Genomic DNA, 23881 nt, shown 5'->3' with positions numbered 1-23881 from the left:
GCCCGGCCGGGGTTCGGCGGTCCGGCGCGGGTTCCGGCGGGATCGGGGACCCGGCTGATCTCCACGATCCGGATGCGATAGGCTGTACACATACCGACGCGGGGTGGAGCAGCTCGGTAGCTCGCTGGGCTCATAACCCAGAGGTCGCAGGTTCAAATCCTGTCCCCGCTACAAGATCGCAAAGACCCCGGAGTTCACTCCGGGGTCTTTGTCGTATCCGGATCTTTCCGTCCCGTCCGGCGTGCCCCGGTTGCGCGACTCGGCGAGGATGGGGGCATGGCTGGATGGAACAGACGGTGGGGCCGCCTGAGCGCGGTCATCGGTACGGTCGTGCTCTCGGTCTTCGTACCGGTTGCGGCCTGGGCGTCGACCGGGACCGGTGAGGTCGTGGTGGAGGCCGCACGACGGCGTTCCCGGGGCGGTGGCTTCGGCGTCCTCGGCCTGCTCTGCTGCCTGGTGGTGGTCGGCGGGATCGTGCTGCTGGTGCTGATGTTGATGCGGAACCGGCGGAACCGTCCGCCGCGCTGACGCCGCTGAGCGTTAAGCGGGGGCCCCTCCTCTACCGAATGCGTTGAGCGGGGCCCCGCCTTACCCTCCGGCGAGCGCGGCGTTCGCCCGGGCCATGAAGCGTGAGGTCGCGGTACGGGCCCCGGCCCGCTTGCCCCGGATGCTCTCCGCCGCGTCGATCAGCAGGGTCCGCACCGTGGCGTGCCCCTTCGGCGGCGGCGCGGGCGCCGGGCCGGCCAGCCCGTCCAGCTCCACGCCCAGGGCCGCCATCCGCTTCTCGGCCCGGTCGCTCACGTCGGCGGCGACGTACGCGCGAACCTGCGTGCCGGGGCTGAGGCCGCGTTCGAAGCCGAGGACCCGGCCGGCCGCCACGTTCGTGGTCAGGAAGTTGAGCACGTCCACCACCACGCCCGGGTGGCGGGTCCCGCGGAAGCCGGCCCAGTACATCGACGCGCGGGGCCACTGCGCGGCCGGCGTGCCGGGAAAGGCGACCGCGCCCAACTCGTCCCTGGTCAGCCGTTGCAGCTCCGGAAACTGGTGCGACCAGGCGAAGGACGCCGCGGCGTGGCCGGTGACCACGAGCTGCCGGGCCAGCTCGCCGCTGTCCGCCTGCTCGACCAGGGCGGCGCTCGGGGTGGCCCGGTCGAAGCGGGCGACCTCCCAGAACTCGAACCAGTCGAGCAGTTCGGCCGAGCTGAAGCCGAGCTGCCGCCCCTGGTACAGCTCGCTGCCCTGCCCGCGCAGCCAGAGCCAGAGCGCCCGGTAGTCACCGGAGGGATCCATGGTGCCGGCGACCCGGTTGCCGGAGGCCCGGGTGACGCGGGCGGCCCAGCGGGCGTACTCCTTCCAGGACATGCCGGTGCGCGGCTCGGGCTCGTCCAGCCGGCGCAGCAGGTCCCGGTTGAACACCAGCGCCGCGTTGGTCTGCGCGGCGGGCACCGCCACGGTGCGCTCGTTTACCTGGCCGTACCGGGCCAACTGCTCCGGCAGGCCGCGCAGGTCGAGTTGATCGTCGGTGGTGTGGCGGGTGAGGTCGAGCAGGATGTCGCGGCGGTCGTACTCGGTGAGCAGCGTGTCGTCGATCTGGAACAGGTCCGGCACGTTGCCGCCGGTGGCCTGGGTGGCGAGCCGGTCGTAGTAGCCGTTCAGCCCCTGCCAGGTGATCCGGAAGCTGACCCGGGGATTCTGCTGGGTGTAGAGACGTAACGCCTGCTCGGTGGCCTGGGCCCGGCGGTTGCCGCCCCACCAGAACACCGACAGCTCGATCGGGCCGTCGTCGGCCACCGCCTCGTCCTCCGCCGGGCCGCAACCGGCCAGCCCGCCGCTCAGCCCGCCGGCGAGCAGCGGCAGCCCGGTGAGCGCGCCGAGGAACCGCCGCCGGTCGAGGCCGGGACGGGGTACGGACCACTGAGCGCGCACGGTCTCTCCGAAGGTGGGTGGACGGATCATTCCATCGGCCCCGGCCGAGGGTGTCAACGTCGGGCGGGACGGCCGGTGGGCGCGCCGGTCGACGCACCGCGTCATGGTGTACTTAGCGCCGTGGAACTTCTGCACTCGGGCAAGGTCCGGGACGTCTACGCCGACGGCGGAGACCTGATCCTGGTCGCCTCCGACCGCGTCTCCATCTACGACGTGGTGCTGCCGACCCCGATCCCGGACAAGGGCCGCCTGCTCACCGCGCTGTCGCTGTGGTGGTTCGAGCAGCTGTCGGACCTGGTGCCGAACCACGTGGTCTCCGCCACCGAGGTGCCCGCGGAGTTCGCCGGCCGGGCGATCCGGTGCCGACGGCTGGAGATGGTGCCGGTCGAGTGCGTGGCCCGGGGTTACCTGACCGGTGGCGGCCTCGCCGAGTACGAACGCACCGGCGCGGTCTCCGGCGTGCCGCTGCCCCGAGGGCTGGTGGAGGCGTCGATCCTGCCCGAGCCGATCTTCACACCGTCGACCAAGGCGCCGAAGGGCGAACACGACGAGCCGATCACCTACGACCAGGTGGTCGACAAGGTCGGACCGGAGACCGCGGAGCGGCTGCGGGAGATCACCATCGACGTCTACCGGCGTGGCGCGGAGATCGCCGCCGACCGGGGCATTCTGATCGCCGACACCAAGCTGGAGCTGGGCTGGACGCCGGACGGCACGCTGATGCTCGGCGACGAGCTGCTCACCTCCGACTCGTCCCGGTTCTGGCCGGCCGAGTCCTACCAGCCGGGTCGGGTCCAGTTCTCCTTCGACAAGCAGTACGTGCGGGACTGGGCCGTCGAGAGCGGCTGGGACAAGCGCCCGCCGGCGCCGGAGGTGCCGGCGGAGGTGGTGGAGGCGACCCGGGCCCGTTACGTCGAGGCGTACGAGAAGCTCACCGGCAACCGCTGGGACTGAACGTGATACCGCCATCTGGCCGTACCTGCTGGACCCACCCGGCGTAACCATCGAGGATGAATCCGTCACCCTCGGTCGATCTCGGGGCGGTCGGATGAACAGCGACATGTGGATCAGGGCGCTCAAGGCGGCGCGGGCCGGTGCGGGCGTCTCGCAGGAGGCGCTCGCGGAGTCGGTCAGGTGGAGTCCGTCCACCATCGCAGCGATCGAGACCGGCCGGCGTCGGCCGACCCCGCAGTTCGCCGAGGCCGCCGACGCGGCGCTGGAGACCGGCGGCCTGCTGGCCGAGTTGTTGGCGGTGGCGGCCCGGCAGGAGTCGCCGACCTGGTTCGCGCCGTGGCGGGGCATCGAGACCGAGGCGCTCAGCCTCCGCACGTCCCAGCCGTCGCTGGTGCCGGGCCTGCTCCAGACCGAGGCGTACGCGCACGCGGTGCTGCGCGCCCAGGGCACGCACACGCCCGAGCAGGTGGACCAGTTGGTGGCCGCCCGGATGGCCCGGCAGGAGCTGCTGACCGGCCCGGTCCCGAAGCAGTTCACCGCCGTCGTCGACGAGACCGCGCTGCGGCGTGGTCGGTGACCGGGACGTGCACCGGGCCCAGTGCGAGCGGCTGGTCGCGCTGGCCGCGCTGCCGCACATCCGGCTCTACGTGGTGCCCGACGGCGTGGGCGCGCACCCCGGGCTGGCCGGTGGCTTCGTGCTGGCCACCCTGCCGGGCGGCGACGAGGCGGCCTACGTGGACGGCGTCTTCGGTCACGTCGTCGACCGGCCGGACGCCGTGGCTACCATGAGGGTGATGTGGGACACGCTGCTCAGCGAGGCACTGCCCGCCGGCGTGTCCGTCGAGCTGATCGGAAAGCTGGTGAGCGAGCTGTGAACACTGCCCCGACCCCCCGGTGGCGCGTGTCGAGCCGGTCCGGCAACGGCGGCGACACCTGCGTCGAGGTCGCCGACAACCTACCCGGCCGGGTGCTGGTGCGCGACTCCACGGACCGCGCCGGCGGCACCCTCGACTTCGCCCCGGCCGCCTGGCGGGCCTTCGTCGCCCAGGTGAAGGCGGTCTAGTCTCGTCGGCATGTCGACGAGGCTCGTGCAGATCACTATGAAGGCCCGGGACGACGCCGCGCTGGGCGCGTTCTGGGCCAAGGCGCTCGGCTGGGGGATCGACAGCGAGGCACCGGGGGTGACCAACCTCGAACCCGAGGGCTTCGACTATCCCGACCCGGTCGCCGTCTGCATCGACCTCGTCCGCTCCACCGAACCGAAGGTCGGGAAGAACCGGGTGCACGTCGACCTGGCCACCACGTCGCCGGAGCAGCAGGCGGAGCTGGTCGCACGCCTGACGGAGCTGGGCGCGACGCCTGTCGACATCGGCCAGGGTGACGTCCCGTTCACGGTGCTGGCCGACCCGGAGGGCAACGAGTTCTGCGTGCTGGAGCCGCGCCCGGTCTACCGGGACACCGGGCCGATCGCGACGGTGGTGGTCGACTGCGCGGATCCGCGGCAGATGGCCCGCTTCTGGGGCGAGGCGACGGACTGGACCGTGCACGAGGTGACTGACCGGCACGCGAGGCTGCGTTCCGCCCAGGGTGTCGGCCCGTACCTGGAGTTCCTCCGCAACCCCGACCCGAAGACCGGGTGGAACCGGGTGCACCTCGACGTCCGCCCCTATCCGGGTGCCGACCTGGCGGCCGAGGCGACCCGCCTGGAGACGCTCGGCGCGACCCGCGTCGACCTCGGCCGCGCCGACATCCCGTGGACGGTCCTGACCGACCCCGAGGGCAACGAGTTCTGCCTCCTCACCCCGGCCTGACCCCAGCGCCGCACCCGCGATCTTGCACTTCCGGCCCGCGACCTGTCCGGAAGGGCGCGAAAGGCCGAGGCAGCAAGTGCAAGATCGCGGGGGAGGGGGCTAGGGCACGGGCTTGCCGAGGGAGAGGCCGGCGTCGGTGTAGCCGTGTCGGCGGTAGAAGCGCACCGCATCGGCGTTGCGGTGGTGGATGCCGGCCGACAGGTACGTGATCCCCCGGCTGCGTGCCCACCGTTCGGCCGCCGCCACCAACGCCGTTCCCACCCCGAGCCCTCTGGCGTCGGGCAGCACGACGGTGTGGACCTGCGCCGACGGTTCCGGACGCAGGATCTGGTGGTCCGGCGGATCGGCACACCGCAGCACCTCGACCATCCCGACCACCCGTCGGTCGGAGGTCTCGGCGACGAGGACGGCGTCCCGTCCGGCCGCGTCGGCAAGCACGGCCGCGAAGTGGCGCACCACGGCGTCACGCGGTGGAACGCGGTACGCGCCGGCGTCGAGAGCACGATGCGCCCGAGCGTTGGCCAGGCGCAACTCCACAAGCGACGCGACATCCGCCACGCTCGCCGGCCGGACCGTCAGCCGGGTTCCCGACCTCTCCGGGGCGGGCACCTAGTCTTCCCAGTCCAGGGTGCGTTGGACGGCCTTGTGCCACTGGCGCAGCTCGTGTCGGCGGTGGGCCGGGTCCATAGCGGGCTCCCACTGGGCGTCCGAGCGCCACTTGTCCCGCAGCGTGTCCAGGTCGGGCCAGAAGCCGACCGCCAGACCGGCCGCGTACGCGGCGCCGAGGCAGGTGGTCTCCGTGATCCGGGAGCGTACCACCGGCACGTCGAGCACGTCGGCGAGGAACTGCATCAGCAGCTCGTTGCCGGTCATCCCGCCGTCCACCCGCAGCCGGCGCAGCGCCACGTCGGAGTCGGCGTTCATGGCGTCCACCACCTCGCGGGTCTGGAAGGCGGACGCCTCCAGCACCGCCCGGGCCAGGTGCCCCCTGGTGATGTAGCCGGTCAGGCCCGCGATCACGCCCCGCGCGTCACTGCGCCAGTGCGGCGCGAACAGGCCGGAGAAGGCCGGCACCACGTAACAGCCGCCGTTGTCGTCGACGGTGCGGGCCAACTCCTCGACCTCGGGCGCGGTGGAGATCAGGCCGAGGTTGTCGCGCAGCCACTGCACCAGCGAGCCGGTGACCGCGATGGCGCCCTCCAACGCGTACGCGGCCGGCTGGCCCGCGATCCGGTAGGCCACCGTGGTGAGCAGGCCGTGCCGCGACGGCACCGGGCTGGCGCCGGTGTTGAGCAGCAGGAAACTGCCGGTGCCGTAGGTGCACTTGGCCTCGCCGGGGCGGAAACACGTCTGCCCGAACAACGCGGCCTGCTGGTCGCCGAGCGCGCTGGCCACCGGCACCCCGGCGAGCACCCCCTCGGCAGCGCCGTAGACCTCGGCCGAGCAGCGGATCTCGGGCAGCATCGCGGCCGGGACGCCTAGCGCGTCGAGCAGCTCCGGGGCCCAGTCGAGCGTCTCCAGGTCCATCAGCAGGGTGCGGCTGGCGTTCGTCACGTCGGTGACGTGCCGCCCGGTCAGCTTCCAGATGAGCCAACTGTCCATGGTGCCGAACAGCACCTCGCCGCGTTCGGCCCGCTCGCGCAGCCCGTCGACGTGGTCGAGCAGCCACCGCAGCTTCGGGCCGGCGAAGTACGTGGCCAGCGTCAGGCCGGTGCGGGCGCGCAGCCGCTCCTCGTCGTACGCCTCGGCCAGCTCACGCAGCAGCGGGCCGGTGCGGGTGTCCTGCCAGACGATGGCGTTGGCCACCGGCCGGCCGGTGGCCCGGTCCCAGACCACCGTGGTCTCCCGCTGGTTGGTGATGCCCACCGCGGCCAGGTCCTCGGGCCCGAGGTCGGCACTCGCCAGCGCCTCCCGGACCACGTGCTCGACGTTCGTCCAGATCTCCTCCGCGTCGTGCTCGACCCAGCCCGGTCGCGGGAAGATCTGCCGGTGTTCGCGCTGGGCCACGGCGACGATCTCGCCGTCGGCGTCGAAGACGATGCACCGCGAGGAGGTGGTGCCCTGGTCGATGGCGGCGACGAACTCTCCGGTCACGCAGGCACCGTACCCGCCGGGTGCGTCCCCCGTCTCCCACCGGTCGGCCCGTACGATCACCAGACGTGCGTGACATTGCCGTGTTCAGCGGGACCGCCCACCCGGACCTCGCCGCCGAGATCTGCGCCCACCTCGCCGTTCCGCTGCACCCGGTGCGGGTGTCCCGGTTCGCCAACGACTGCCTTGAGGTGCAGTTGCAGGCGAACTGCCGGGAACGGGACGTCTTCCTCATCCAGCCGCTGGTGCCGCCGGTGCAGGAGCACCTGGTCGAGCTGCTGCTCATGATCGACGCGGCGCGGGGCGCGTCGGCCGGCCGGATCACCGTGGTGCTGCCGCACTACGCGTACGCCCGGTCGGACAAGAAGGACGCGCCGCGCATCTCCATCGGCGGACGGCTGGTCGCCGACCTGCTCACCTCGGCCGGCGCGCACCGGGTGCTGGCCATGACGCTGCACTCGCCGCAGGTGCACGGCTTCTTCAGTGTCCCGGTGGACCACCTGCACGCGCTGCGCGAGCTGGCCGCCCACTTCAAGGGGTACGACCTGAGCGACGCGGTGGTGGTCTCGCCGGACCTGGGCAACGCCAAGGAGGCGGCGGCGTTCGCCCGGATGCTCGGCACGCCGGTGGCGGCCGGCGCGAAGCAGCGGTTCAGCGACGACCGGGTGCAGATCAGCACCATCATCGGGGACGTGGCGGACCGGGACGTGATCGTGCTGGACGACGAGATCGCCAAGGGCAGCACCGTGATCGAGCTGATCTCGCACCTGCGCGAGCGGCAGGTCCGCTCGATCCGCCTGGCCTGCACGCACGGCCTCTTCTCCAGCGGCGCGTTGGAGCGGCTGAGCGCGCAGGACGGCGTGCTGGAGATCGTCTGCACCAACACGGTGCCGATCCCGGCCGAGAAGCGGGTGCCGAAGCTGGAGGTGCTCTCGGTGGCGCCGGCGCTGGCCGAGGCGATGCGGCGGATCCACAACGGCGAGTCGGTGAGCGCGCTCTTCGGCTGACCGCGCCGTGCCCGGAGGGTCGTCCACCGCCGCTGTGGCGGCCCGGGACGATCAGCCGGCCGGTCAGCCGTCCAGCGGACGGGTGGCGGGCTGCCGGGTGGTCAACGCGGCGGCGATCCGGACGATCGTGCCGGCGTCGCCGGTCTCGACCTCCATGGTGTCGCTCAGCTCCCGGGCCAGCCAGAGGCCCCAGCCGCCGGCGGTCTCCGGGGCCGGCCGGTCGCGGTCGTGCAACCGTCGTTCACTGATCCCGTGGCCGTGGTCGGCTACCTCGCAGACCAGGTCGCCGCCGCGCCGCCACAGCCGTAGCCGGCCCCGCCCGCCGCCGTGCCGGACCGCGTTGGTGATCAGCTCGTTGACCGCCAGCACGAAGTCGTCCAGCCGCTGGCCGGCGAGCCCGGCGGCGTGCGCGCAGGAGGTGACCGAGTGCCGCAGCTCGGTCACCTGAGCCTGGTCGAAGGCTTCGGCGATCAGAAGGGAAGGTTCGATGGGCACAACCGTACGCGGTGCGGGGAGTTCTGCGTTTGTCATGACCCCGTCCCAGCAGTGCTCCTCGACAACTTTCGCGGCTTTTCCACCGTACGTCAGGGTTTCTCGGCCCGCACCCGGCGGTCGGCGCGTGACCGGCTGTGGCAGGGTGACGCGCATGCCGTCGTCCCCCGGCCTGGTCGGCCCGCTCTGGCGGTCCATCGCGGTGTTCCGGTTCGCCTCGCTGGCGTACGTCGGAGTGCTGGTGCTGCGCGACGGCGGCCAGTACGCGCACCCGGTGGCCGCCGGCGGCGTCCTGCTCGGCATGCTGGCCTGGAGCGGCGTGACCGCGGCCGGCTACCGGCGTCCGGCCGGGCGGCGCTGGCCGCTGCTCCTGGCCGACCTCGGCGTGGTGCTGGGGATCATCCTGGCCACGCCGTGGGTGGTCGGCCGGCCGGCGCTCGCCGCCGGCGTGCCGGTCCTGACCTCCGCCTGGCTGGCCGGGCCGGTGCTGGCCTGGGCGGTCGCCGGTGGGCGGCGGCGGGGCACGGTGGCCGCGCTGGTGCTCGGCGGCGCGGACCTGGCCACCCGGGACCCGATCAACCCGTCCGCGTTCACCGGGGCGATCCTGCTGCTGCTGGCCGGCGTGGTGGTCGGGCACGTGGCCCGGCTGGCGGTCCAGGCGGAGGCCCGGTTGCAGCGGGCGGTGGAGCTGGAGGCGGCCACCCGGGAGCGGGAACGGCTGGCCCGCGACATCCACGACTCGGTGCTCCAGGTGCTGGCGCTGGTGCGGCGACGCGGCGCCGACCTGGACGGGGAGGCGGCCGAGCTGGCCCGGCTGGCCGGCGAGCAGGAGGCCGCGCTACGGGCGCTGATCGGCCGGGTGGACGCGGTGCCGGAGCAGGCCGGCGCCGACCGTGACCTGCGTGACCTGCTCGACCGGTACGCCTCGGCCGAGGTCCAGGTGGCCGCGCCGGCCACGCCGGTGCCGCTGCCGGCCCAGGCGGCCGGGGAACTGGCCGCGGCCGTCGGGGCGGCGCTCGACAACGTGACGCGGCACGCCGGCGGGCGGGCCTGGGTGCTGATCGAGGACGAGGAGGAGACGGTGACCGTCTCGGTACGCGACGAGGGGCCGGGGATTCCGGAGGGGCGGCTGGCGGAGGCCGCCGCGCAGGGCCGGCTCGGGGTGGCCCAGTCCATCCGGGGCCGGGTGGCGGACCTGGGCGGCGAGGTGCGGATCGTCTCCGCCCCGGGCGCCGGGACCGAGATCGAGCTGACCGTGCCGAGGAGCCGTCGCCGATGAGCATCCGGGTGATGGTGGTGGACGACCATCCGATGTGGCGCGAAGGGGTGGCCCGCGATCTCACCGAGGCCGGCCTGGACGTGGTGGCGACCAGCGGCGAGGGGCGGCAGGCGGTCCGGGTGGCCGCGGCGGCCCGTCCCGACCTGGTCGTGCTGGACCTGCAACTGCCGGACGTCTCCGGCGTGGAGGTGGTCCGGGGGCTGCGCGCCGCGCTGCCCGAGGTGCGGGTGCTCATGCTGTCGGCAAGCGGTGAGCCGCAGAGCGTGCTGGACGCGGTCAAGGCCGGCGCGACCGGCTACCTGGTCAAGTCCGCCGCCCCGGCCGAGTTCCTCGACGCGGTGCGCCGCACCGCGGCCGGCGAGCCGGTGTTCACGCCGGGTCTGGCCGGGCTGGTGCTCGGCGAGTACCGCCGGCTGGCCGCCGCGCCACCGGCCCCGCACGACGACGCACCCCGGCTCACCGAACGGGAGACCGAGGTGCTGCGGCTGGTCGCCAAGGGGTTGTCCTACAAGCAGATCGCCGAGCGGCTCCGGCTGTCCCACCGGACCGTGCAGAACCACGTGCAGAACACCCTCGGCAAGCTCCAACTGCACAACCGGGTCGAGCTGACCCGGTACGCCATCGAGCGGGGCCTGGACGAGTGACTCAGTGCGCGGGCGGCGGCTGCGTCTCGTGCACCGCCAACTCTTCCGCGCTCGCCCCGCCGCCGGCCGCGCCGGCGTCGTAGGCGACGTTGTCGGTCTCCTGGTCGGTGTGCGCGCCCTCGTCCGGCTCGACCAGCCGACCCACCTCGTGGTCGGCCACGGTGCCGAGCTGGCCGTGGTCGTAGACCGAGACCGGGGAGTGCGGGTCGGAGACCGGGCCCGGGTCGATCACGTCCGCGTCGAGCTGGGCCTGCGCGGCGGCCTCCTCGCTGTCCGCCTCGGCCGCGATGGCCGGGTCGACCGGGCCGGCGAGCGGGTCGTCGGCGGGACGCTCGTACTGCTCGCGGTCGAGCTTGTAGTCGAGCGACTCGCCGTCGAGCTGCTCCTCGGCCGTGGTGCCGAACCGGTCCACGGCGACCGGCGTGCGGTCGCCGGGGATCTGGGCCGGCTCCGGGCCGTCCGCCTCGCGCCCGGTGAGCACGTCGTCGTTGGCGGTCGAGTCGTCGTCGGCGGTGTCGGGCAGGCCCTCCGCCTCGGGATCGGAAACGGGGGTGGGGTACTCGTCGTCGCGCATGCGGGTGAACTACCCACTGCCGTTGCCGCATTAACCGCGAGCGGCAGGGCGGATCGGGAGGAAAGCGGCGAAATCCCGCCTCAGTTGCGGAAGGCGGCCTCGTCCTCGGCGTACAGCACGCACCACACCACCTTGCCGTCGGGCAGCGCGGTGCTGCCCCACCGGCGGGCCACCGTGTCGATGAGCAGCAGCCCCCGGCCGCCGACGGAGTCGACCGGGGCCGGCCCGGCGAACGCGGGACGCCCGGCGGAGTGGTCGCGGACGGCCACGTGCAGCGCGCCGCCGCGCGGCGCCAGCCGGAGCGTCATCGGCGTCGCGGCGTGCGCGACCACGTTGTTGACCATCTCGGTGACCGCGATGCAGGCGGGCTCCGCCAGCTCCGGCAGGCCCCACCTGACACACCCGTCGATGACCAGCGCCCGGGCCCGGCGGGCGGACTCCGCCACCGGCGGCAGGTCGGCGTCGAGCAGCCCGGGCGGCTCAGGGCTCGGCGGCCCGGCCGGGTCGAACGGCTCGGGGCTCGGCGGCCCGGCCGGATCGAGCAGCAGCTCGGCGGCCGGCCAGTCGGCGACCTCGGCGCGAATCTCGTCGAGCACGTCGCGGACCCCGGGGTCGGGGATGCGGACCCCGGACAGGTCGACGCGCACCGGGCCCGGTCGCTGCCAGCACTGGGCGAGCAGCGCGTCGCGCACGGCCTCGGCGCCGGCCCGGTCGAGCACGCCGGTCAGCCTGACCGTCGCGGAGGACTCGTCGGGCTCCACCAGGCAACGCGCGTCCGTCGGCATGATCGTCCCATTGTGCACGCCGGTCGCCGTACGCGCATCGGTCCGGTCGACGGGACTCATGATCGTTCCGTCCGGGACCGTCGGCTGATCGCCGCGACGGTGCCGACCGCGGTGCCGGCGGCGGCCAGCCCGAAGGCCGCCGTCAGCCGCAGCAGTTGGCCGCGCCGCCCGGACCAGCCGTCGGTCCGGGCCCCCGTCGCGTCGGACGTGAAGACGGTGCCGTCGGCGTCCCGGCGTACGCCGGGGCCGAACTGGGTGCGCGCGGTGTACCAGCCGAGCGCGCGCTCGGCCAACGCCGGGGCGAGCCGCCACTGGAGGCCCATCAACCGCGCCGCGCCGCCCGCGTACGCCTCGCGTCGTGGCCGCCGCAGCAACCGGACCACGGTCTCGGCCACCAGTTCCGGCGGGTAGACCGGCGGCGGCGGCGTCAGTTCCCGCCCGGTGTGGTTGGCCGCGTGCCGGAAGAACGGGGTGTCGATGCTGGCCGGCAGCACCGTGCAGAGCGAGATGTGCCCGCGCCCGGTCACCCGCAGCTCCTGCCGCACCGTGTCGGTCAGCCCGCGGATGGCGTGCTTGGTGGCGTTGTACGCGGACTGGTACGGCATGGCCACCTCGGCCAGCACCGACGCGTTGTTCACCAGCACCCCGCCGCCGGCCGCGGCGAGGCGGGGCAGCGCGGCGCGCGTGCCGTGCACGGTGCCGAGCAGGTTCACGTCGACCACCCGGCGGAACTCGGTCACCGGGATCTCGTCGAACAGCCCCACCGTGCCGACGGCCGCGTTGTTGATCCAGGCGTCGATCCGGCCGAACTCGGCCACCGCGCGGGCGGCCAGCCGTTCCACCGCCTCCGCGTCCGTCACGTCGGTCGGCACCACGAGCGCCCGCCCGCCCAGCTCCCGGCAGTGCGCGGCGACGCGCCGCAACGCGTCCTCGGAACGGGCCGCCAGCACCACGGCGGCGCCCCGCCCGGCCAGCGCGTAGGCGGTGGCCGCGCCGATCCCGCTGGAGGCGCCGGTGAGGACGACGGTGGCGTCGGCGAGACTGCGGGTGAGCGGCATTCCCGAGCGGTACCCCGCAGCCGGCCGGTCATGCCGACCGGAAACGCGCTGATCAGGTTCGGTCGGAGCCGGTGTCCCGTCTACGCGACGCCGCGTCGCCGTGCCGATCTGCCAGGTTTGCGGGCACCGGGCCCGGGTTAATGGGACGCTCTGACCGGGAGTCCCCGCTAGCTCAACCGCATGGAGGTGCACCATGCGCGTCGGCCTTGTCTGTGCGCACGCCGGCTCGTCCACCGACGGTCCCACCGTCGGGACTCAGGAGCACATTGCGCGCGTGGCGGCTGAACTCGCCGCCCGGGGCCACGAGGTCCGCGTGTACGAACGCCGCGACGCCGCCGCCCAACCGGCCCTGGCCGAGCTGGACGGCTACCGCCTGGAACGTGTCCCGGTCGGCCCGCCCGATCCGCTGCCCACCGCCGAGCTGGTGCCGTACGTGGCCGAGTTCGGCCGCTGGCTGGCCGGCGAGTGGGCCGGCGACTGGACGCCCGAGGTGGTGCACGGGCACTACTGGGTGGGTGGCCTGGCCGCCGCCCACGCGGTCCGCGCGACCGACATCCCGGTCGTGCAGACCTTCCACTCGCTCGGCGTCGAGCAGCTCCGCCACCTCGGCCGGGGCTACACCGGGCCGGGCCAGCGGATCCCGCTGGAACGGGCGCTGACCCGGGCCGTGGACGTGGCGGTCGCCCAGTGCAACGACGAGGTCGACGAACTGACCCGGATGGGCCTGCAACGCACCTCGGTGGCGATGGTGCCGACCGGCGTGGACACCGGGCACTTCCACCCGGATGGCGAGGCCGCGCCCCGGGACCAGCGGTCCCGGATCCTCTCCGTCGGCGGGCTCACCCCCGGCCACGGCCAGGACGACCTGATCCGGGCGATGCGGCTGGTCGGCGACGCGGAGCTGGTGATCGCCGGGGGGCCGCCGGCCGAGCGGCTGGCCGGGCACGCGGAGGCGCGCCGGCTACGCCAACTGGCCGAGCGGGCCGGCGTCGCGGAGCGGATCCACCTGGTCGGCGCCGTCCCGCACGACCAGATGGCCACCTGGTACCGCTCCGCGGACGTGGTGGCCTGCACGCCGCACTACTCGTCCGCCGGGCGGGTGTCGCTGGAGGCGATGGCCTGCGGCGTGCCGGTGGTCGGCTACGCCATGGGCGGCATCGCCGACGCGGTGGTCGACGAGGTGACCGGCAAGCTGGTGCCGCCGGGCGACATCCGCACGCTCGGGGTCACCCTGCGTCGGGTGCTCACCGACAACGCCGGACGGTTCGCGTACGGGCACGCCGCGGTGGACCGGGTGCGGTGCAGCTACACCTGGGAGCGGACCGCGGCGGCGCTGGAGCGGCTCTACGAACGGGTGATCGGGCGTCGCCGGCCGGCCACCCCGGTGGAGCCGACGCCGCCGGTCGAGGTGGTCGCCGAACGCGGGCCGGTCGAGGCGGCCTGAGCCGGCACCACCCCGACACCGATCATCGCCGGCCCCCGGTCCCGGACGGCCGGGTGGTGGTGCTGCGGCTGGGCGTACCGGGTCAGGCCGACCACGGCGGCCAACGTGACCAGAAAGCCGAGCCCGGCCAGCCACTCCCGGCCGGGCCAGATCTTGTCGCCGAGCAGCAGCACCCCGATGATCGCCGCGGGCACCGCGCCGGCCGCGTCCATCGCGGCCACCGCCGCGGTGGTCGAACCACGCTGCATGGCCAGACCGAGCAGGAGTTGGCCGACCAGCGAGTGGGCGATCAGCAGGTAGAGCAGCGGATCACGGACGAACGCCTCGGTCGAGTCGGCGGAGGCCAGCGGGCGGGCCGCCACCGCGGCGGCGGAGAACGCCATCCCGGCCAGTGACCCGAGCACCACCGACCCGGGCGCGCCGTGCAGCCGGGCGGCGAAGAAACCGGACGCGGCGATCGCGCCGAGCGCCGCCACCAGGCCGACCAGCCCGGCGGTGCCGAGCTGCCGGGACGGCGCCGGCTCGGCCGACAGCACCAGCGCGGTGATCCCGCCGAACAGCAGCACCAGCAACCCGACCTCGGCGGCCGGCAGCCGCCACTTGAGCACCAGCACGCCGAGCACCGCGGTCACCCCCAGCCCGGCCGCCACGCTGGCCTGGACCAGGAACAGCGGCAGGTCCCGGCGGGCCAGGAAGGCCAGCACGAAGCCGATGATCTGGCAGGCTAACCCGATCAGGTACGTCCGGTGGCTGGCCAGCCGCAGCAGCAGCCCCGGGTCGAAGGTGTGGTGCACGGTGGTCCGCGCGGCGGCCACCGACTGGAGCAGGTTGGCGAAGCCGTACGCGACGATCATCGCCGCGAGGAAGCACCAACCGGAGGAGACCACCTGGCGAGGATAGAGGCTCGGGCCCGGTCAGCGCTCGGCTGGCCGGCCGAGCCGGTCCAGGATGTCGTCGTGCAACGGGCCGTTGCTGGCCACGGCGCTGAGGTCGGCCGAGTGCGCGTCGGCCGGCGCGGGACGCCCGGCCAGGTCGGTGAACCGGCCACCGGCCTCGGTGACGATCGGCACCAACGCGGCGACGTCCCACAGCGACAGCTCCGGCTCCACCATCACGTCCAGTGCCCCCTCGGCCAACAGCATGTAGCCGTAGAAGTCGCCGTACGCCCGGCTGCGCCAGGTGTCCCGCATGAGTTGCAGCATCGCGTCCAGCCGCCCGGCCTGTTCCCAACCGGTCAGCGACGAGTAGCAGACGCTCGCGTCGGCCAGCGCCGTGACGCCGGAGACCCGGATCGGGGTGGCCTCCGCCGGGCCGGTCCCGGCGAACGCGCCGGCGCCGAGCGCGCCCCACCAGCGTCGGCCCAGCGCCGGCGCGGAGACCAGACCGAGCACCGGCCGGTCGTGCTCCAGCAGCGCGATCAGCGTGGCCCAGACCGGCACCCCCCGAACGAAGTTCTTCGTCCCGTCGATCGGGTCGACCACCCAACGCCGCCCGTCCGGGCCGGCGGCGGGCTGCTCGCCGTACTCCTCGCCGAGCAGGCCGTCGGCGGGTCGGTGGGCGGCCAGCAGGGCCCGGATCTCCCGCTCCACGGCGGTGTCCGCGTCGGAGACCGGGGTCAGGTCCGGCTTCGACTCCACCCGCAGGTCGAGCGCGCGGAACCGGGCCGCGGAGACGGCGTCCGCGGCGTCCGCGAGCAGGTGGGCGAGGGCGAGGTCGTCGGCGTACCCGGTCATGGTCGACACGGTAGTGCGGCGCACGCGGCCGGTGCCGGCGGGTGGCCGCCGGCCCGCCGGTCAGGACCCGGCGAGCGGATCGCCCGGGTTGCGCTCGGGCTCCCGCGCGTCGCCCTCGCCGAGCCGGGAGGCCAGCAGCCGCCGGTACGAGGCGAGCCGGCGCGGGTCCGCCTTGCCGGCGGCCACCCAGGCGTCCAGCGCGCAGTCCGCCTCGTCGGCGCCGTGCGGGCAGTTGGCCGGGCAGTCCACTGTCGCCTCGACCAGGTCGGGGAAGCCGTGCAGCAGGCTCTCCGCGGACACGTGCGCCAGCCCGAAGCTGCGGACGCCGGGGGTGTCGACGATCCAGCCGGGGTCGCCGCCGGCGTCCGGGTCGGGTGGTGGGGGCAGGCGCAGCGCCACCGCGCTGGTCGAGGTGTGCCGGCCCCGGCCGATCGCGCTGACCGTGCCGACGGCCCGTTCCGCCGCCGGGACCAGGCGGTTGACGAGCGTCGACTTGCCCACCCCGGAGTGCCCCACCAGGACCGAGACGCGGCCGGCCAGCAGCGCGCGCAGCTCGGCCAGGTCGGCTCCCGGGCGGATCAGCACGTACGGCAGCTCCAGCTCGGTGTAGTAGCCGAGCACCGCCTCCGGGCCGGCCAGGTCGGCCTTGGTGAGGCAGAGCAACGGCTCGATGTCGGCGTCGTACGCGGCGACCAGGCAGCGGTCGATGAACCCGGTGCGCGGCGGCGGATCGGCCAGCGCGCTGACGATCACGAGCTGGTCGGCGTTCGCCACCACCACCCGCTCCAGCCGCCCCTCGGCGGTGGACTCGTCGTCGTCGGCGGTGCGCCGCAGCACCGAGGTGCGTTCGGCGATGCGCACGATGCGGGCCAGCGCGCCGGGCGCGCCGGTGACGTCGCCGACCAGCCCCACCCGGTCGCCCACCACCACCGACTTGCGGCCCAGCTCGCGGGCGCGCATGGCGGTGACGACCGGGTCGTCCGGGCCGGCGTCCGGCCGCACGCAGGTGTAGCGCCCCCGGTCGACCGCGATCACGAACCCGTCGACCGCGTCGGCGTGCCGGGGCCGGGTGCGGGTGCGCGGGCGGGACGACCGGCCGGGGCGCACCCGCACGTCGTCCTCGTCGTACTCCCGCCGCTTGGTCGCCAGGGCGTCCCCCCACTGTCAGTTCTTGCCGGTCACCATCCCCGACCATAGTGCCGGGAACTCCGGCATGGTCTTCGAGGTGCACGTCACGTCGTCGACCTCGATGCCGGGCACGGCCAGCCCGGCCACCGCCGCGGCGTGCGCCATCCGGTGGTCGGCGTACGTCCGGAAGGTCCCGCCGCGCAGCGGCCGGGGCCGGATCTCCAGCCCGTCGCGGGTCTCGGTGATGTCGGCGCCGAGCCCGGTGAACTCCGTTGCCAGGGCGGTGACCCGGTCGGTCTCGTGGCCCCGGATGTGACTGATCCCGGTCAGCCGGGACGGGCCGTCGGCCAGCAGGGTGAGCGCGGTCAGCACCGGGGTCAGCTCGCCGACGTCGGAGAGGTCGGCGTCCAGCCCGCGCACCACGCCGGTGCCCCGCACGGTCAGCCCGCCGGTGCCCAGCGTCACCTCGGCGCCCATCCGCTGGAGCAGCGCGCGCAGCCGCTCGACCGGCTGGAGGCTGCTGCGCGGCCAGCCCTGGAGGGTGACCTCGCCGCCGGTGACCAGCGCGGCGGCGAAGAACGGCGCGGCGCCGGAGAGGTCCGGCTCGATCTCCCAGCCGCGCCCGGTGAGCGGGCCCGGCTCGACCACCCAGACGTCGGGGGTGGTGTCGTCCACGGCGGCCCCGGCGGCCCGCAGCATCTGCACGGTCATCCGCACGTGCGGCGCGGACGGCACCGGCGGGCCCTGGTGCCGGACCACCACGCCCCGGTCGAAGCGGGGCGCGGCCAGCAGCAGCCCGGACACCAGTTGACTGGACGCGGAGGCGTCGATGACCACCTCGCCACCGGCCACCCGGCCGGCGCCCAGGACGACGAGCGGCAGGCTGCCGGTCGGCGGGGTGTCGACGCGGACGCCGAGCGCCCGCAGCGCGCCGATCAGCGGCCCGAGCGGGCGGGTGCGGGCGTGCGGGTCGCCGTCGAACGTGACCCGCCCGGCGGCCAGCCCGGCCACCGGGGGCAGGAAGCGCATCACGGTGCCGGCCAGGCCGACGTCGACGTGCGCCGGACCGACCGGCTGGTGCGGCCGGACCAGCCAGCGGTCGTCGTCGGAGACCGACATGTGGGCGCCCAGCGCGCGCAGGCCGCCGGCCATCAGTTCGGTGTCCCGGGCGCGCAGCGGCCGGTCGAGCGTCGACGGCCCGCTGGCCAGCGCCGCGAGCACCAACGCCCGGGCGGTCATCGACTTGGAGCCGGGCAGGCGCAGCGTCGCGGCGACCGGGTCACTCGCGGTCGGCGCGGTCCACGGCTGCGGCGGACGCGTAGCGGTCAGATTCCCCACGCTCACATTCTGCCAAGCCGGCGGCCCGGTGGGACCGGCCCGCGGGCCCGCTCCCGTTGGGCGGGACAGCCGGAACGGCCGGGTGGGGCTAGCGTTGGCGCCATGTGCGGGAGGTACGCGACGACCCGGAGCGCGGGCGACCTGAGCGCGCTGTTCGAGTCCGTCGACTCGACCGGCGAGGTCGGGCCGGACTACAACGTCGCCCCGACCGACCGGGCGCCGCTGGTCCGGCTCGCCCCGGAGGGGCACCGGCTGCTCTCGCTGGGCCGGTGGGGCCTGCTCCCGTCCTGGGCGCGCAGCGCGTCCGGCGCCGCTCGCATGATCAACGCGCGGGCCGAGACGATCGCCACCAGCCGGGCGTACGCGCCGTCCTTCGCCCGCCGTCGCTGCCTGGTGCCGGCCGACGGGTGGTACGAGTGGGTCCGCCGGCCCGACGGCGGCAAGCAGCCCTACTTCATGACTCCACGGGACGGCTCGGTGCTGGCCCTCGCCGGCATCTGGTCGGTGTGGGAGTCGGCCGGTTCGGCCCGGCTCACGTTCAGCGTGCTGACCACCGCGGCGCTCGGCGAGCTGGCCGAGGTGCACGACCGGATGCCGCTGCTGGTGCCCCGGGAGCGCTGGGCGGCCTGGCTCGGCCCGACCGACGAGCCGGCCGCGTTGCTCGTCCCGCCCGACGCCGGGCAACTCGCCGGGCTGGAGATCCGCCCGGTCTCCCCGGCGGTCGGCGACGTCCGCAACGACGGTCCCGAGCTGATCGCCCGGGTCGTTCCGGAGGGTGCGGAGGCGGGCGCCGAGCCGACGCTCTTCTGACCACGCCCAGCACATTGTCGCGTGCTGATTTGCCGGGGTTGCGCCTGAAACGTCGCCCGGCCGTTTAGTCATGTTTACCGAAGACTCTTGTCCCCGCGTGTACGAATGCGATAGAACACAGCGCCGGTGATGGGTGTCTGTTCGCACGGGGCGAATGACAACCATCGATCTCTGAAAAGGTCTTCGCCGGTCCCACGGGGGAGGTGGGTGTATTGACACGGGCACGCATGCCACGCCCGCACGAGGTGGCCGCCGCGCGGCGTGATCCACGACTGCTGCGGGCCTTGCGCGAGCGACGACAGGACGAGGCGTGGCGCACCAGGGGCACCTGCCAGAGCGTCGATCCGGAGACGTTCTTTCCGGCGCCGAACGAACCAGCCGATGCGGCAGTCGCGCTCTGCCGCACCTGCGACGTCCAGGGCTCCTGCCTGGCCTGGGCGCTGGAGGTGGGCGACTGCCACGGCGTCTGGGGCGGCACCACGCCGCGTGAGCGGCGGGCGATGCTTGTCGCCTGGCGCAGCGAGGTGCAGCCGGATCCGGACGCGGCCGACGAACCCGGGCCGCCGGTCCGGGACCGCCTGCTCACGCTGGTGCCGTTGAGCTGAGGCCGACCGTCGCCCGCGGTCCGGTCCGCCGGAGCGCGGGCGACGGCACGGGTACGGTGCCCGGCGACATGCTGTCGCGTCGGCGTCCCGCCCGTCGGGCCTCGCCGGGCGGACGGGTGTGCGCAGAATGGGCCGGTGCCGCACGACGACGAGATCGACACGCCCCGAGGGCCGGCCCGGATCCGGCTCGACCCGCCGGTCACGGCCGGCGGCACCGTGCTGGTGCTGGGGCACGGCGCGGGCGGCGACGTCGACGCGCCCGACCTGGTGGCGGTCCGCGACGCGGTCCGTGCCGCCGGAGCGGGCGTGGTCCTGGTCACCCAGCCGTACCGGGTCGCCGGCCGGCGCGCGCCGGCGCCCGCCGGGCACCTCGACGAGGCGTGGACCGCCGTGCTGACCGAGCTGCGCCGGCGACTGCCGGAAGCCGGTCGCTGGGCGGTGGGTGGTCGGTCCAGCGGCGCCCGGGTGGCCTGCCGGACCGCCCGCGCCGTCGGGGCGGTGGGCGTGGTGGCGCTGGCGTTCCCGTTGCACCCGCCCGGCCGGCCGGACCGGTCGCGGGCCGCCGAGCTGGGCACCGGCCTGCCCACGCTGGTCGTCAACGGCGACCGGGACCCGTTCGGCGTGCCCGGTCCCGGGCCCGGGGTCGAGGTGGTGATCCGGCCGGGGGAGCGGCACGACCTGCGGATCGACCCGGCCGGCACGGCTGCCGTGGTCCGGGACTGGCTCACCGCCCGGGGTTGGCTGTCCTGAGCGCCGGCCGTGGCGCGTGACCCGGTCCGGCGGTGATCGTTGCACCGGGTGGCGCCGGCCCGCCCGACCCGGGCGGCCCCGGGGTCACCTCCCAGGCCCTTCCTGGTCCCAGCTCCCGGTCGCGGCCGAAGCTGGGACCAGGAACGGCGACCCCCCACCCCACCCACCCCCACCCCCGTCGCGTCGAGCATGGAGTTGGCGTGCGCGCAACGGACGAATCGCCAGGTCACCTTCATGATCACCGAGCTGTCGGGACGACGGCGGGACGGCAGCGGAATGTCGGGGGCGGTGGGTCGCGTTGAGCCCTTTGGAAGACGTCGTCAGCGTGAGGGGGGTGACCGGTGCCGATCGAGACACGGAGCCGGGAGCGGGACGAACGGGACGAACGGCAGCTCAGGCGGCTGCTCGACGCGCCGGAGTGGCCCGCATCGGTGTCGGCCGTGAGCACCGGCACACACTCGGGAAGTGAATCCGCCGCCAGGCGGGTACGCGTATCCTCGGCGGGAAAGCATCCGAGGCGAGGGGATGTGCGGTTGACCACCGAGAAGACGGACGAGCGGAGGGCCCGCTTCGAGCGGGACGCGATGCCCTTCGTCGACCAGCTCTACGCTGCCGGGCTGCGGATGACACGCAACCCGGCGGATGCCGAGGATCTGGTCCAGGAGACGTACCTGAAGGCGTACGCCGCCTTCCACCAGTTCGAGCAGGGCACGAACCTGAAGGCCTGGTTGTACCGGATCCTGACCAACACCTACATCAACTCCTACCGGAAGCGGCAGCGCCAGCCGGTGCAGGCGCCGACCGACGAGATCACCGACTGGCAGCTCGCCGAGGCGGAGTCGCACACGTCGAGCGGCCTGCGCTCGGCGGAGACCGAGGCGCTCGACCGGCTGCCGGACAGCGACGTCAAGGAGGCCCTCCAGCAGTTGCCGGAGGAGTTCCGCCTGGCGGTCTACCTGACCGACGTCGAGGGCTTCTCCTACAAGGAGGTCGCCGACATCATGGGTACGCCGATCGGCACCGTGATGTCCCGCCTGCACCGTGGCCGACGCAATTTGCGGAAGCTGCTCGAGCGATACGCGGCGGAGCGCGGATTCAGTGCGTCGCCGTCGAAGGGTTCGACCGCTGCCGCCGGCCGGGAGGTGTGACCGTGAGCTGTGGACAACCGCACGAGACGGACTGCCACGAGGTGCTCGCCGAGGTCTACCTCTACCTCGACCTGGAGTGCGCCGAGGAGCGCCGGACGCTGATCCGGCACCACCTTGAGGAGTGCGGGCCGTGCCTGCGCGAGTACGGCATCGAGCAGGAGGTCAAGGCGCTTGTCGCCCGCTGCTGCGGCAACGAGGCCGCGCCGGAGAAGCTGCGCGAGCGGCTGCGGCTGCGGCTGACCGAGTTGGTGGTCTTCGAGACCACCGAGTCCCGCGAGCTGGCCGACTGACGAGCACGACCGACCACACGCCGGTGGGCCCGGGGCCCCCCGCCCCCGGCCCCCCGGGGGGGCGGCCCCCCCGGCCGGGTGAGGGGCGGCGCGGGCCCCCCGCGGTTGGGGGGTTACGGGGGTTGGGCGGGTTGCGGGGGTGGGGCCCGGGGCGCCCGCCCCCCCCCCCCCCCCCCCCCGCGGGGGGCGGCCGCCCCCCCCCCCCCCCCCCCCCCCCCCACCGGTGTGTCCGGCCCCACGGGCCGGTTCAGGGCCGACGCGGCCCTCGCGCTGATCGGGTGATCAGGAGTTGGGACGCTTGCCGTGGTTGGCGCCGCTCTTCTTCCGGGCCTTCTTCTTCCGGGCCTTCTTCGCCATGCTCTGCCTCCTAGTGCTGGTCACGGTTTCCGGCCGCGGGCGAGCGCGGCGGAGGTCGCGTACGGTCCCCGGGTCACCCCGGGTGCCGACCCGGACGATGCTAGTGCCGCCGACCGCGCCCGGGACGGGGTGGGGCGAGTCGGAGCGCCGGTGGTCCGAGATTCGACGTGACCGGCGTCATGATTGGATGACCGTTCGCAGGACTGTCGGGTGAGAGGGAGGGCCGGGAGATGGCCGAGGAGATCCGCGCCGAGATGGTGGCGAACGTCTGGAAGGTCGTCGCGTCGGCCGGGGACACCGTGTCCGAGGGCGACACGCTGGTGATCCTGGAGTCGATGAAGATGGAGATCCCGGTGGTGGCCGAGTCCGACGGCGTGGTGCAGCAGTTGGCGGTCAACGAGGGCGACGTGGTGCAGGACGGCGACCTGATCGCGGTGATCGGTTGACCCGCCCGCTCGTCCGCCGCGCCGAGCCGGCGGACTTCCCGGCGGTGGCCCGCCTGACGGTGGCCGCGTACGAGGCGGACGGCCAGCTCAAGGGCGAGACCGGGTACGCGCCGGTGCTCGCCGACGTGGCCGCCCGGGCGACGACCGGTGAGGTGCTGGTGGCCGTGGACGGGGGCACCGGCGCGGTGACGTTCGTGCTGCCGGGCACCCCGTACGCGGAACTCGCCGGGCCCGGTGAGGCGGAGTTCCGGATGCTCGCGGTGGATCCGGCCGCGCAGGGCCGGGGCGCCGGCGTGGCGCTGGTCGAGGCGTGCGTGGCGCGCGCCGCCGAGCTGGGCTGCTCGGCGGTGGTGATCTGCGTGCGCGCCGGCATGGCGGCGACCGCGTGGCACCTCTACGACCGGTTCGGGTTCGTCCGCGCGCCGGAGAAGGACTGGGCCCCGCAGCCCGGGATCGAGCTGCTCGGCCTGCGCCGGGTGCTGACCACCACCCCCGCCGACCGCCGCGCCCGCACCGACGCGCCCTGACCGCCGGGGCGGCGCGTCAGCCCCTGTCGCCGATCTTGGCGAGGAGTTCCTCGGCCACCTCGAGGGCGATCTTCTTGCGTTCCTCGTCGGTGACGCCCGGTGCGCGCACCGCGAACCAACTGCTGTGCACCGCGAACAGGGTGAGCGCGGCGCGTAGCTGGGCGGCCGGCGAGTCGTCGCCGCGGCTCAGCTCGCCGGCCAGCCGCATCATCCGGTCCCGCATCTGCTGACCGGCGGCGAGGCTCTTGAGCACGGTCTGGTTCTGTTCGAAGAACCGCATCACCTTGGGCAGTTCGCCGGCGAACATGGCGTCGGCGTACTGGGCGATGAGCGCGCGTCGGGTCGCCAGCGTGGCGGGCTGTTCCGCGGCCCAGGCGATCAGCTCGTCCATCCGGCGCAGCCGGTCGTCGACGAAGCTGGTGACGATCTCGTCCTTGCTCTTGAAGTGGTAGTAGAGCGCGGCCTTGGTCACGTTGAGCCGCTCGGCGATCTCCCGCAGCGAGGTCTTCTCGTAACCCTGCTCGGTGAAGAGCTCCAGCGCGACGGCCTGGATCCGTTGCCGCGTGCCGCCTGTGCTCTCGCTCACCCGACCGACACCTTCCTATCCGCTTGACGTTCGTCCCGTAGTCAGCTTACCGTGCGGCTAGTAAGTAAACTAGCCGGGCGGCAAGTAAGTCGATCACC

General features: G+C 74.2%; 30 protein-coding genes and 1 tRNA gene. 18 read left to right on the top strand and 13 right to left on the bottom strand.

The annotated features are described in order from the left end of the window. Positions 1 to 97: 97 nt before the first annotated feature. Together ACIA6B_RS28525 and ACIA6B_RS28520 are read left to right on the top strand one after the other, a co-directional pair. Positions 98 to 171: transfer RNA gene (locus ACIA6B_RS28525), tRNA-Met, on the top strand. A gap of 105 nt (positions 172 to 276) precedes the next feature. Further along, complete coding sequence (locus ACIA6B_RS28520; RefSeq protein ID WP_396777985.1) at positions 277 to 528, top strand: hypothetical protein; 252 nt, start codon at positions 277 to 279, stop codon at positions 526 to 528. A 60-nt stretch (positions 529 to 588) separates the two neighbouring features. On the opposite strand, the gene ACIA6B_RS28515 is transcribed toward ACIA6B_RS28520, so the two are convergent. Further along, complete coding sequence (locus ACIA6B_RS28515; RefSeq protein ID WP_396777983.1) at positions 589 to 1926, bottom strand: ABC transporter substrate-binding protein; 1338 nt, start codon at positions 1924 to 1926, stop codon at positions 589 to 591. Between the two features lie 120 nt (positions 1927 to 2046). On the opposite strand from ACIA6B_RS28515, the gene ACIA6B_RS28510 reads away from it, so the two are divergent. From ACIA6B_RS28510 to ACIA6B_RS28490, 5 genes are all read left to right on the top strand, one after another. Further along, positions 2047 to 2880, top strand: coding sequence for a phosphoribosylaminoimidazolesuccinocarboxamide synthase (locus tag ACIA6B_RS28510; RefSeq protein ID WP_396777981.1), 834 nt, complete (start codon positions 2047 to 2049; stop codon positions 2878 to 2880). A gap of 94 nt (positions 2881 to 2974) precedes the next feature. Next, complete coding sequence (locus tag ACIA6B_RS28505; protein WP_396777979.1) at positions 2975 to 3457, top strand: Scr1 family TA system antitoxin-like transcriptional regulator; 483 nt, start codon at positions 2975 to 2977, stop codon at positions 3455 to 3457. Further along, positions 3447 to 3755, top strand: coding sequence for a Scr1 family TA system antitoxin-like transcriptional regulator (locus ACIA6B_RS28500; RefSeq protein ID WP_396777977.1), 309 nt, complete (start codon positions 3447 to 3449; stop codon positions 3753 to 3755). The genes ACIA6B_RS28505 and ACIA6B_RS28500 overlap by 11 nt, the downstream gene beginning before the upstream one ends. A 26-nt stretch (positions 3756 to 3781) precedes the next feature. Then, the gene (locus ACIA6B_RS28495; protein ID WP_396777975.1) at positions 3782 to 3943 is read left to right on the top strand and encodes a DUF397 domain-containing protein; all 162 of its coding nucleotides are present in this window, start codon (positions 3782 to 3784) and stop codon (positions 3941 to 3943) included. Positions 3944 to 3953: 10 nt separating this feature from the next. Further along, the gene (locus ACIA6B_RS28490) at positions 3954 to 4691 is read left to right on the top strand and encodes a VOC family protein (protein ID WP_396777973.1); all 738 of its coding nucleotides are present in this window, start codon (positions 3954 to 3956) and stop codon (positions 4689 to 4691) included. A gap of 99 nt (positions 4692 to 4790) precedes the next feature. Here ACIA6B_RS28490 and ACIA6B_RS28485 read toward each other — a convergent pair whose 3' ends face one another. Beyond that, complete coding sequence (locus tag ACIA6B_RS28485) at positions 4791 to 5300, bottom strand: GNAT family N-acetyltransferase (RefSeq protein ID WP_396777971.1); 510 nt, start codon at positions 5298 to 5300, stop codon at positions 4791 to 4793. Next, on the bottom strand, positions 5301 to 6785 hold the full coding sequence (gene glpK, locus ACIA6B_RS28480) for a glycerol kinase GlpK (protein ID WP_396777969.1): 1485 nt from the start codon (positions 6783 to 6785) through the stop codon (positions 5301 to 5303). A 65-nt stretch (positions 6786 to 6850) separates the two neighbouring features. On the opposite strand from glpK, the gene ACIA6B_RS28475 reads away from it, so the two are divergent. Continuing rightward, positions 6851 to 7789 carry a ribose-phosphate diphosphokinase gene (locus ACIA6B_RS28475; RefSeq protein ID WP_396777967.1) on the top strand — a complete coding sequence of 313 codons (939 nt, stop codon included), beginning with the start codon at positions 6851 to 6853 and terminating at the stop codon, positions 7787 to 7789. A 63-nt stretch (positions 7790 to 7852) separates the two neighbouring features. Here the strand turns inward: ACIA6B_RS28475 and ACIA6B_RS28470 are convergent, their stop codons facing one another. Beyond that, on the bottom strand, positions 7853 to 8320 hold the full coding sequence (locus tag ACIA6B_RS28470) for an ATP-binding protein (RefSeq protein WP_396777965.1): 468 nt from the start codon (positions 8318 to 8320) through the stop codon (positions 7853 to 7855). A 115-nt stretch (positions 8321 to 8435) separates the two neighbouring features. Between ACIA6B_RS28470 and macS the strand changes: the two genes are divergently transcribed. Both macS and ACIA6B_RS28460 read left to right on the top strand, forming a co-directional pair. Continuing rightward, the gene (gene macS, locus ACIA6B_RS28465) at positions 8436 to 9560 is read left to right on the top strand and encodes a MacS family sensor histidine kinase (RefSeq protein WP_396777963.1); all 1125 of its coding nucleotides are present in this window, start codon (positions 8436 to 8438) and stop codon (positions 9558 to 9560) included. Further along, positions 9557 to 10204, top strand: coding sequence for a response regulator (locus tag ACIA6B_RS28460; RefSeq protein ID WP_396777961.1), 648 nt, complete (start codon positions 9557 to 9559; stop codon positions 10202 to 10204). Before macS ends, ACIA6B_RS28460 begins: the two co-directional genes overlap by 4 nt. A gap of 1 nt (position 10205) precedes the next feature. Here ACIA6B_RS28460 and ACIA6B_RS28455 read toward each other — a convergent pair whose 3' ends face one another. The 3 genes from ACIA6B_RS28455 to ACIA6B_RS28445 form a co-directional block, all read right to left on the bottom strand. Further along, positions 10206 to 10778 (bottom strand): DUF5709 domain-containing protein, encoded by a 573-nt coding sequence (locus ACIA6B_RS28455; protein WP_281937787.1) that lies wholly within the window; start codon positions 10776 to 10778, stop codon positions 10206 to 10208. 80 nt (positions 10779 to 10858) lie between these two features. Beyond that, positions 10859 to 11623, bottom strand: a complete 765-nt coding sequence (locus tag ACIA6B_RS28450; RefSeq protein ID WP_396777959.1) for an ATP-binding protein — start codon at positions 11621 to 11623, stop codon at positions 10859 to 10861. Beyond that, positions 11620 to 12621 (bottom strand): SDR family oxidoreductase, encoded by a 1002-nt coding sequence (locus ACIA6B_RS28445; RefSeq protein ID WP_396777957.1) that lies wholly within the window; start codon positions 12619 to 12621, stop codon positions 11620 to 11622. The genes ACIA6B_RS28450 and ACIA6B_RS28445 overlap by 4 nt, the downstream gene beginning before the upstream one ends. Before the next feature lie 193 nt (positions 12622 to 12814). Here ACIA6B_RS28445 and ACIA6B_RS28440 point away from each other — a divergent pair, with 193 nt between their 5' ends. Next, the gene (locus ACIA6B_RS28440; protein WP_396777955.1) at positions 12815 to 14065 is read left to right on the top strand and encodes a glycosyltransferase; all 1251 of its coding nucleotides are present in this window, start codon (positions 12815 to 12817) and stop codon (positions 14063 to 14065) included. On the opposite strand, the gene ACIA6B_RS28435 is transcribed toward ACIA6B_RS28440, so the two are convergent. From ACIA6B_RS28435 to aroA, 4 genes are all read right to left on the bottom strand, one after another. Then, a complete protein-coding gene (locus ACIA6B_RS28435) occupies positions 13966 to 14919 on the bottom strand; it encodes a hypothetical protein (RefSeq protein ID WP_396778005.1) in 954 nt (317 codons plus the stop codon). The genes ACIA6B_RS28440 and ACIA6B_RS28435 overlap by 100 nt on opposite strands. Positions 14920 to 14979: 60 nt before the next feature. Next, positions 14980 to 15798 carry a histidinol-phosphatase gene (gene hisN / locus ACIA6B_RS28430; RefSeq protein WP_396777953.1) on the bottom strand — a complete coding sequence of 273 codons (819 nt, stop codon included), beginning with the start codon at positions 15796 to 15798 and terminating at the stop codon, positions 14980 to 14982. Between the two features lie 60 nt (positions 15799 to 15858). After that, positions 15859 to 16800, bottom strand: coding sequence for a ribosome small subunit-dependent GTPase A (gene rsgA / locus ACIA6B_RS28425; protein WP_396778003.1), 942 nt, complete (start codon positions 16798 to 16800; stop codon positions 15859 to 15861). Positions 16801 to 16962: 162 nt separating this feature from the next. Then, positions 16963 to 18264: a 3-phosphoshikimate 1-carboxyvinyltransferase gene (aroA, locus tag ACIA6B_RS28420; RefSeq protein ID WP_396777951.1), complete on the bottom strand. Its 1302-nt coding sequence runs from the start codon at positions 18262 to 18264 to the stop codon at positions 16963 to 16965. Between the two features lie 102 nt (positions 18265 to 18366). Here aroA and ACIA6B_RS28415 point away from each other — a divergent pair, with 102 nt between their 5' ends. The 5 genes from ACIA6B_RS28415 (at position 18367) to rsrA (ending at position 21867) form a co-directional block, all read left to right on the top strand. Beyond that, the gene (locus ACIA6B_RS28415) at positions 18367 to 19074 is read left to right on the top strand and encodes an SOS response-associated peptidase (protein ID WP_396777950.1); all 708 of its coding nucleotides are present in this window, start codon (positions 18367 to 18369) and stop codon (positions 19072 to 19074) included. Positions 19075 to 19286: 212 nt separating this feature from the next. After that, positions 19287 to 19679 (top strand): WhiB family transcriptional regulator, encoded by a 393-nt coding sequence (locus tag ACIA6B_RS28410; RefSeq protein WP_107161005.1) that lies wholly within the window; start codon positions 19287 to 19289, stop codon positions 19677 to 19679. A 135-nt stretch (positions 19680 to 19814) separates the two neighbouring features. Continuing rightward, positions 19815 to 20429, top strand: coding sequence for an alpha/beta family hydrolase (locus tag ACIA6B_RS28405; RefSeq protein ID WP_396777948.1), 615 nt, complete (start codon positions 19815 to 19817; stop codon positions 20427 to 20429). Positions 20430 to 20770: 341 nt separating this feature from the next. Beyond that, positions 20771 to 21577 carry a sigma-70 family RNA polymerase sigma factor gene (locus ACIA6B_RS28400; RefSeq protein WP_107161001.1) on the top strand — a complete coding sequence of 269 codons (807 nt, stop codon included), beginning with the start codon at positions 20771 to 20773 and terminating at the stop codon, positions 21575 to 21577. Positions 21578 to 21579: 2 nt separating this feature from the next. Beyond that, positions 21580 to 21867 carry a mycothiol system anti-sigma-R factor gene (gene rsrA / locus ACIA6B_RS28395; RefSeq protein ID WP_107161067.1) on the top strand — a complete coding sequence of 96 codons (288 nt, stop codon included), beginning with the start codon at positions 21580 to 21582 and terminating at the stop codon, positions 21865 to 21867. A 282-nt stretch (positions 21868 to 22149) separates the two neighbouring features. Here the strand turns inward: rsrA and ACIA6B_RS28390 are convergent, their stop codons facing one another. After that, positions 22150 to 22224, bottom strand: a complete 75-nt coding sequence (locus tag ACIA6B_RS28390) for a 50S ribosomal protein bL37 (protein WP_369700219.1) — start codon at positions 22222 to 22224, stop codon at positions 22150 to 22152. Positions 22225 to 22454: 230 nt separating this feature from the next. On the opposite strand from ACIA6B_RS28390, the gene ACIA6B_RS28385 reads away from it, so the two are divergent. After that, positions 22455 to 22670, top strand: a complete 216-nt coding sequence (locus ACIA6B_RS28385) for a biotin/lipoyl-binding carrier protein (protein ID WP_091068708.1) — start codon at positions 22455 to 22457, stop codon at positions 22668 to 22670. Continuing rightward, positions 22667 to 23197: a GNAT family N-acetyltransferase gene (locus tag ACIA6B_RS28380; RefSeq protein ID WP_396777945.1), complete on the top strand. Its 531-nt coding sequence runs from the start codon at positions 22667 to 22669 to the stop codon at positions 23195 to 23197. The genes ACIA6B_RS28385 and ACIA6B_RS28380 overlap by 4 nt, the downstream gene beginning before the upstream one ends. A 16-nt stretch (positions 23198 to 23213) precedes the next feature. Here ACIA6B_RS28380 and ACIA6B_RS28375 read toward each other — a convergent pair whose 3' ends face one another. After that, positions 23214 to 23783 (bottom strand): TetR/AcrR family transcriptional regulator, encoded by a 570-nt coding sequence (locus tag ACIA6B_RS28375; protein ID WP_396777943.1) that lies wholly within the window; start codon positions 23781 to 23783, stop codon positions 23214 to 23216. Positions 23784 to 23881 lie beyond the last annotated feature (98 nt).

Source organism: Micromonospora sp. NPDC051141 (assembly GCF_044455765.1).
Taxonomy (GTDB): domain Bacteria; phylum Actinomycetota; class Actinomycetes; order Mycobacteriales; family Micromonosporaceae; genus Micromonospora.
The sequence above is the reverse complement of the archived record's forward strand: the minus strand, read 5'-3'. Positions and strand labels throughout refer to the sequence as shown.

What these genes read in the sequence shown, in the direction of transcription:
- ACIA6B_RS28415 (WP_396777950.1), top strand. Translation starts at nt 18,367, where the DNA reads ATGTGCGGGAGGTACGCGACGACCCGGAGCGCGGGCGACCTGAGCGCG.
- ACIA6B_RS28445 (WP_396777957.1), bottom strand. Translation starts at nt 12,621, where the DNA reads ATGCCGCTCACCCGCAGTCTCGCCGACGCCACCGTCGTCCTCACCGGC.
- ACIA6B_RS28520 (WP_396777985.1), top strand. Translation starts at nt 277, where the DNA reads ATGGCTGGATGGAACAGACGGTGGGGCCGCCTGAGCGCGGTCATCGGT.
- hisN (WP_396777953.1), bottom strand. Translation starts at nt 15,798, where the DNA reads ATGACCGGGTACGCCGACGACCTCGCCCTCGCCCACCTGCTCGCGGAC.
- ACIA6B_RS28435 (WP_396778005.1), bottom strand. Translation starts at nt 14,919, where the DNA reads ATGATCGTCGCGTACGGCTTCGCCAACCTGCTCCAGTCGGTGGCCGCC.
- macS (WP_396777963.1), top strand. Translation starts at nt 8,436, where the DNA reads ATGCCGTCGTCCCCCGGCCTGGTCGGCCCGCTCTGGCGGTCCATCGCG.
- ACIA6B_RS28470 (WP_396777965.1), bottom strand. Translation starts at nt 8,320, where the DNA reads ATGACAAACGCAGAACTCCCCGCACCGCGTACGGTTGTGCCCATCGAA.
- ACIA6B_RS28455 (WP_281937787.1), bottom strand. Translation starts at nt 10,778, where the DNA reads ATGCGCGACGACGAGTACCCCACCCCCGTTTCCGATCCCGAGGCGGAG.
- ACIA6B_RS28505 (WP_396777979.1), top strand. Translation starts at nt 2,975, where the DNA reads ATGAACAGCGACATGTGGATCAGGGCGCTCAAGGCGGCGCGGGCCGGT.
- ACIA6B_RS28450 (WP_396777959.1), bottom strand. Translation starts at nt 11,623, where the DNA reads ATGAGTCCCGTCGACCGGACCGATGCGCGTACGGCGACCGGCGTGCAC.
- ACIA6B_RS28440 (WP_396777955.1), top strand. Translation starts at nt 12,815, where the DNA reads ATGCGCGTCGGCCTTGTCTGTGCGCACGCCGGCTCGTCCACCGACGGT.
- ACIA6B_RS28460 (WP_396777961.1), top strand. Translation starts at nt 9,557, where the DNA reads ATGAGCATCCGGGTGATGGTGGTGGACGACCATCCGATGTGGCGCGAA.
- ACIA6B_RS28490 (WP_396777973.1), top strand. Translation starts at nt 3,954, where the DNA reads ATGTCGACGAGGCTCGTGCAGATCACTATGAAGGCCCGGGACGACGCC.
- ACIA6B_RS28385 (WP_091068708.1), top strand. Translation starts at nt 22,455, where the DNA reads ATGGCCGAGGAGATCCGCGCCGAGATGGTGGCGAACGTCTGGAAGGTC.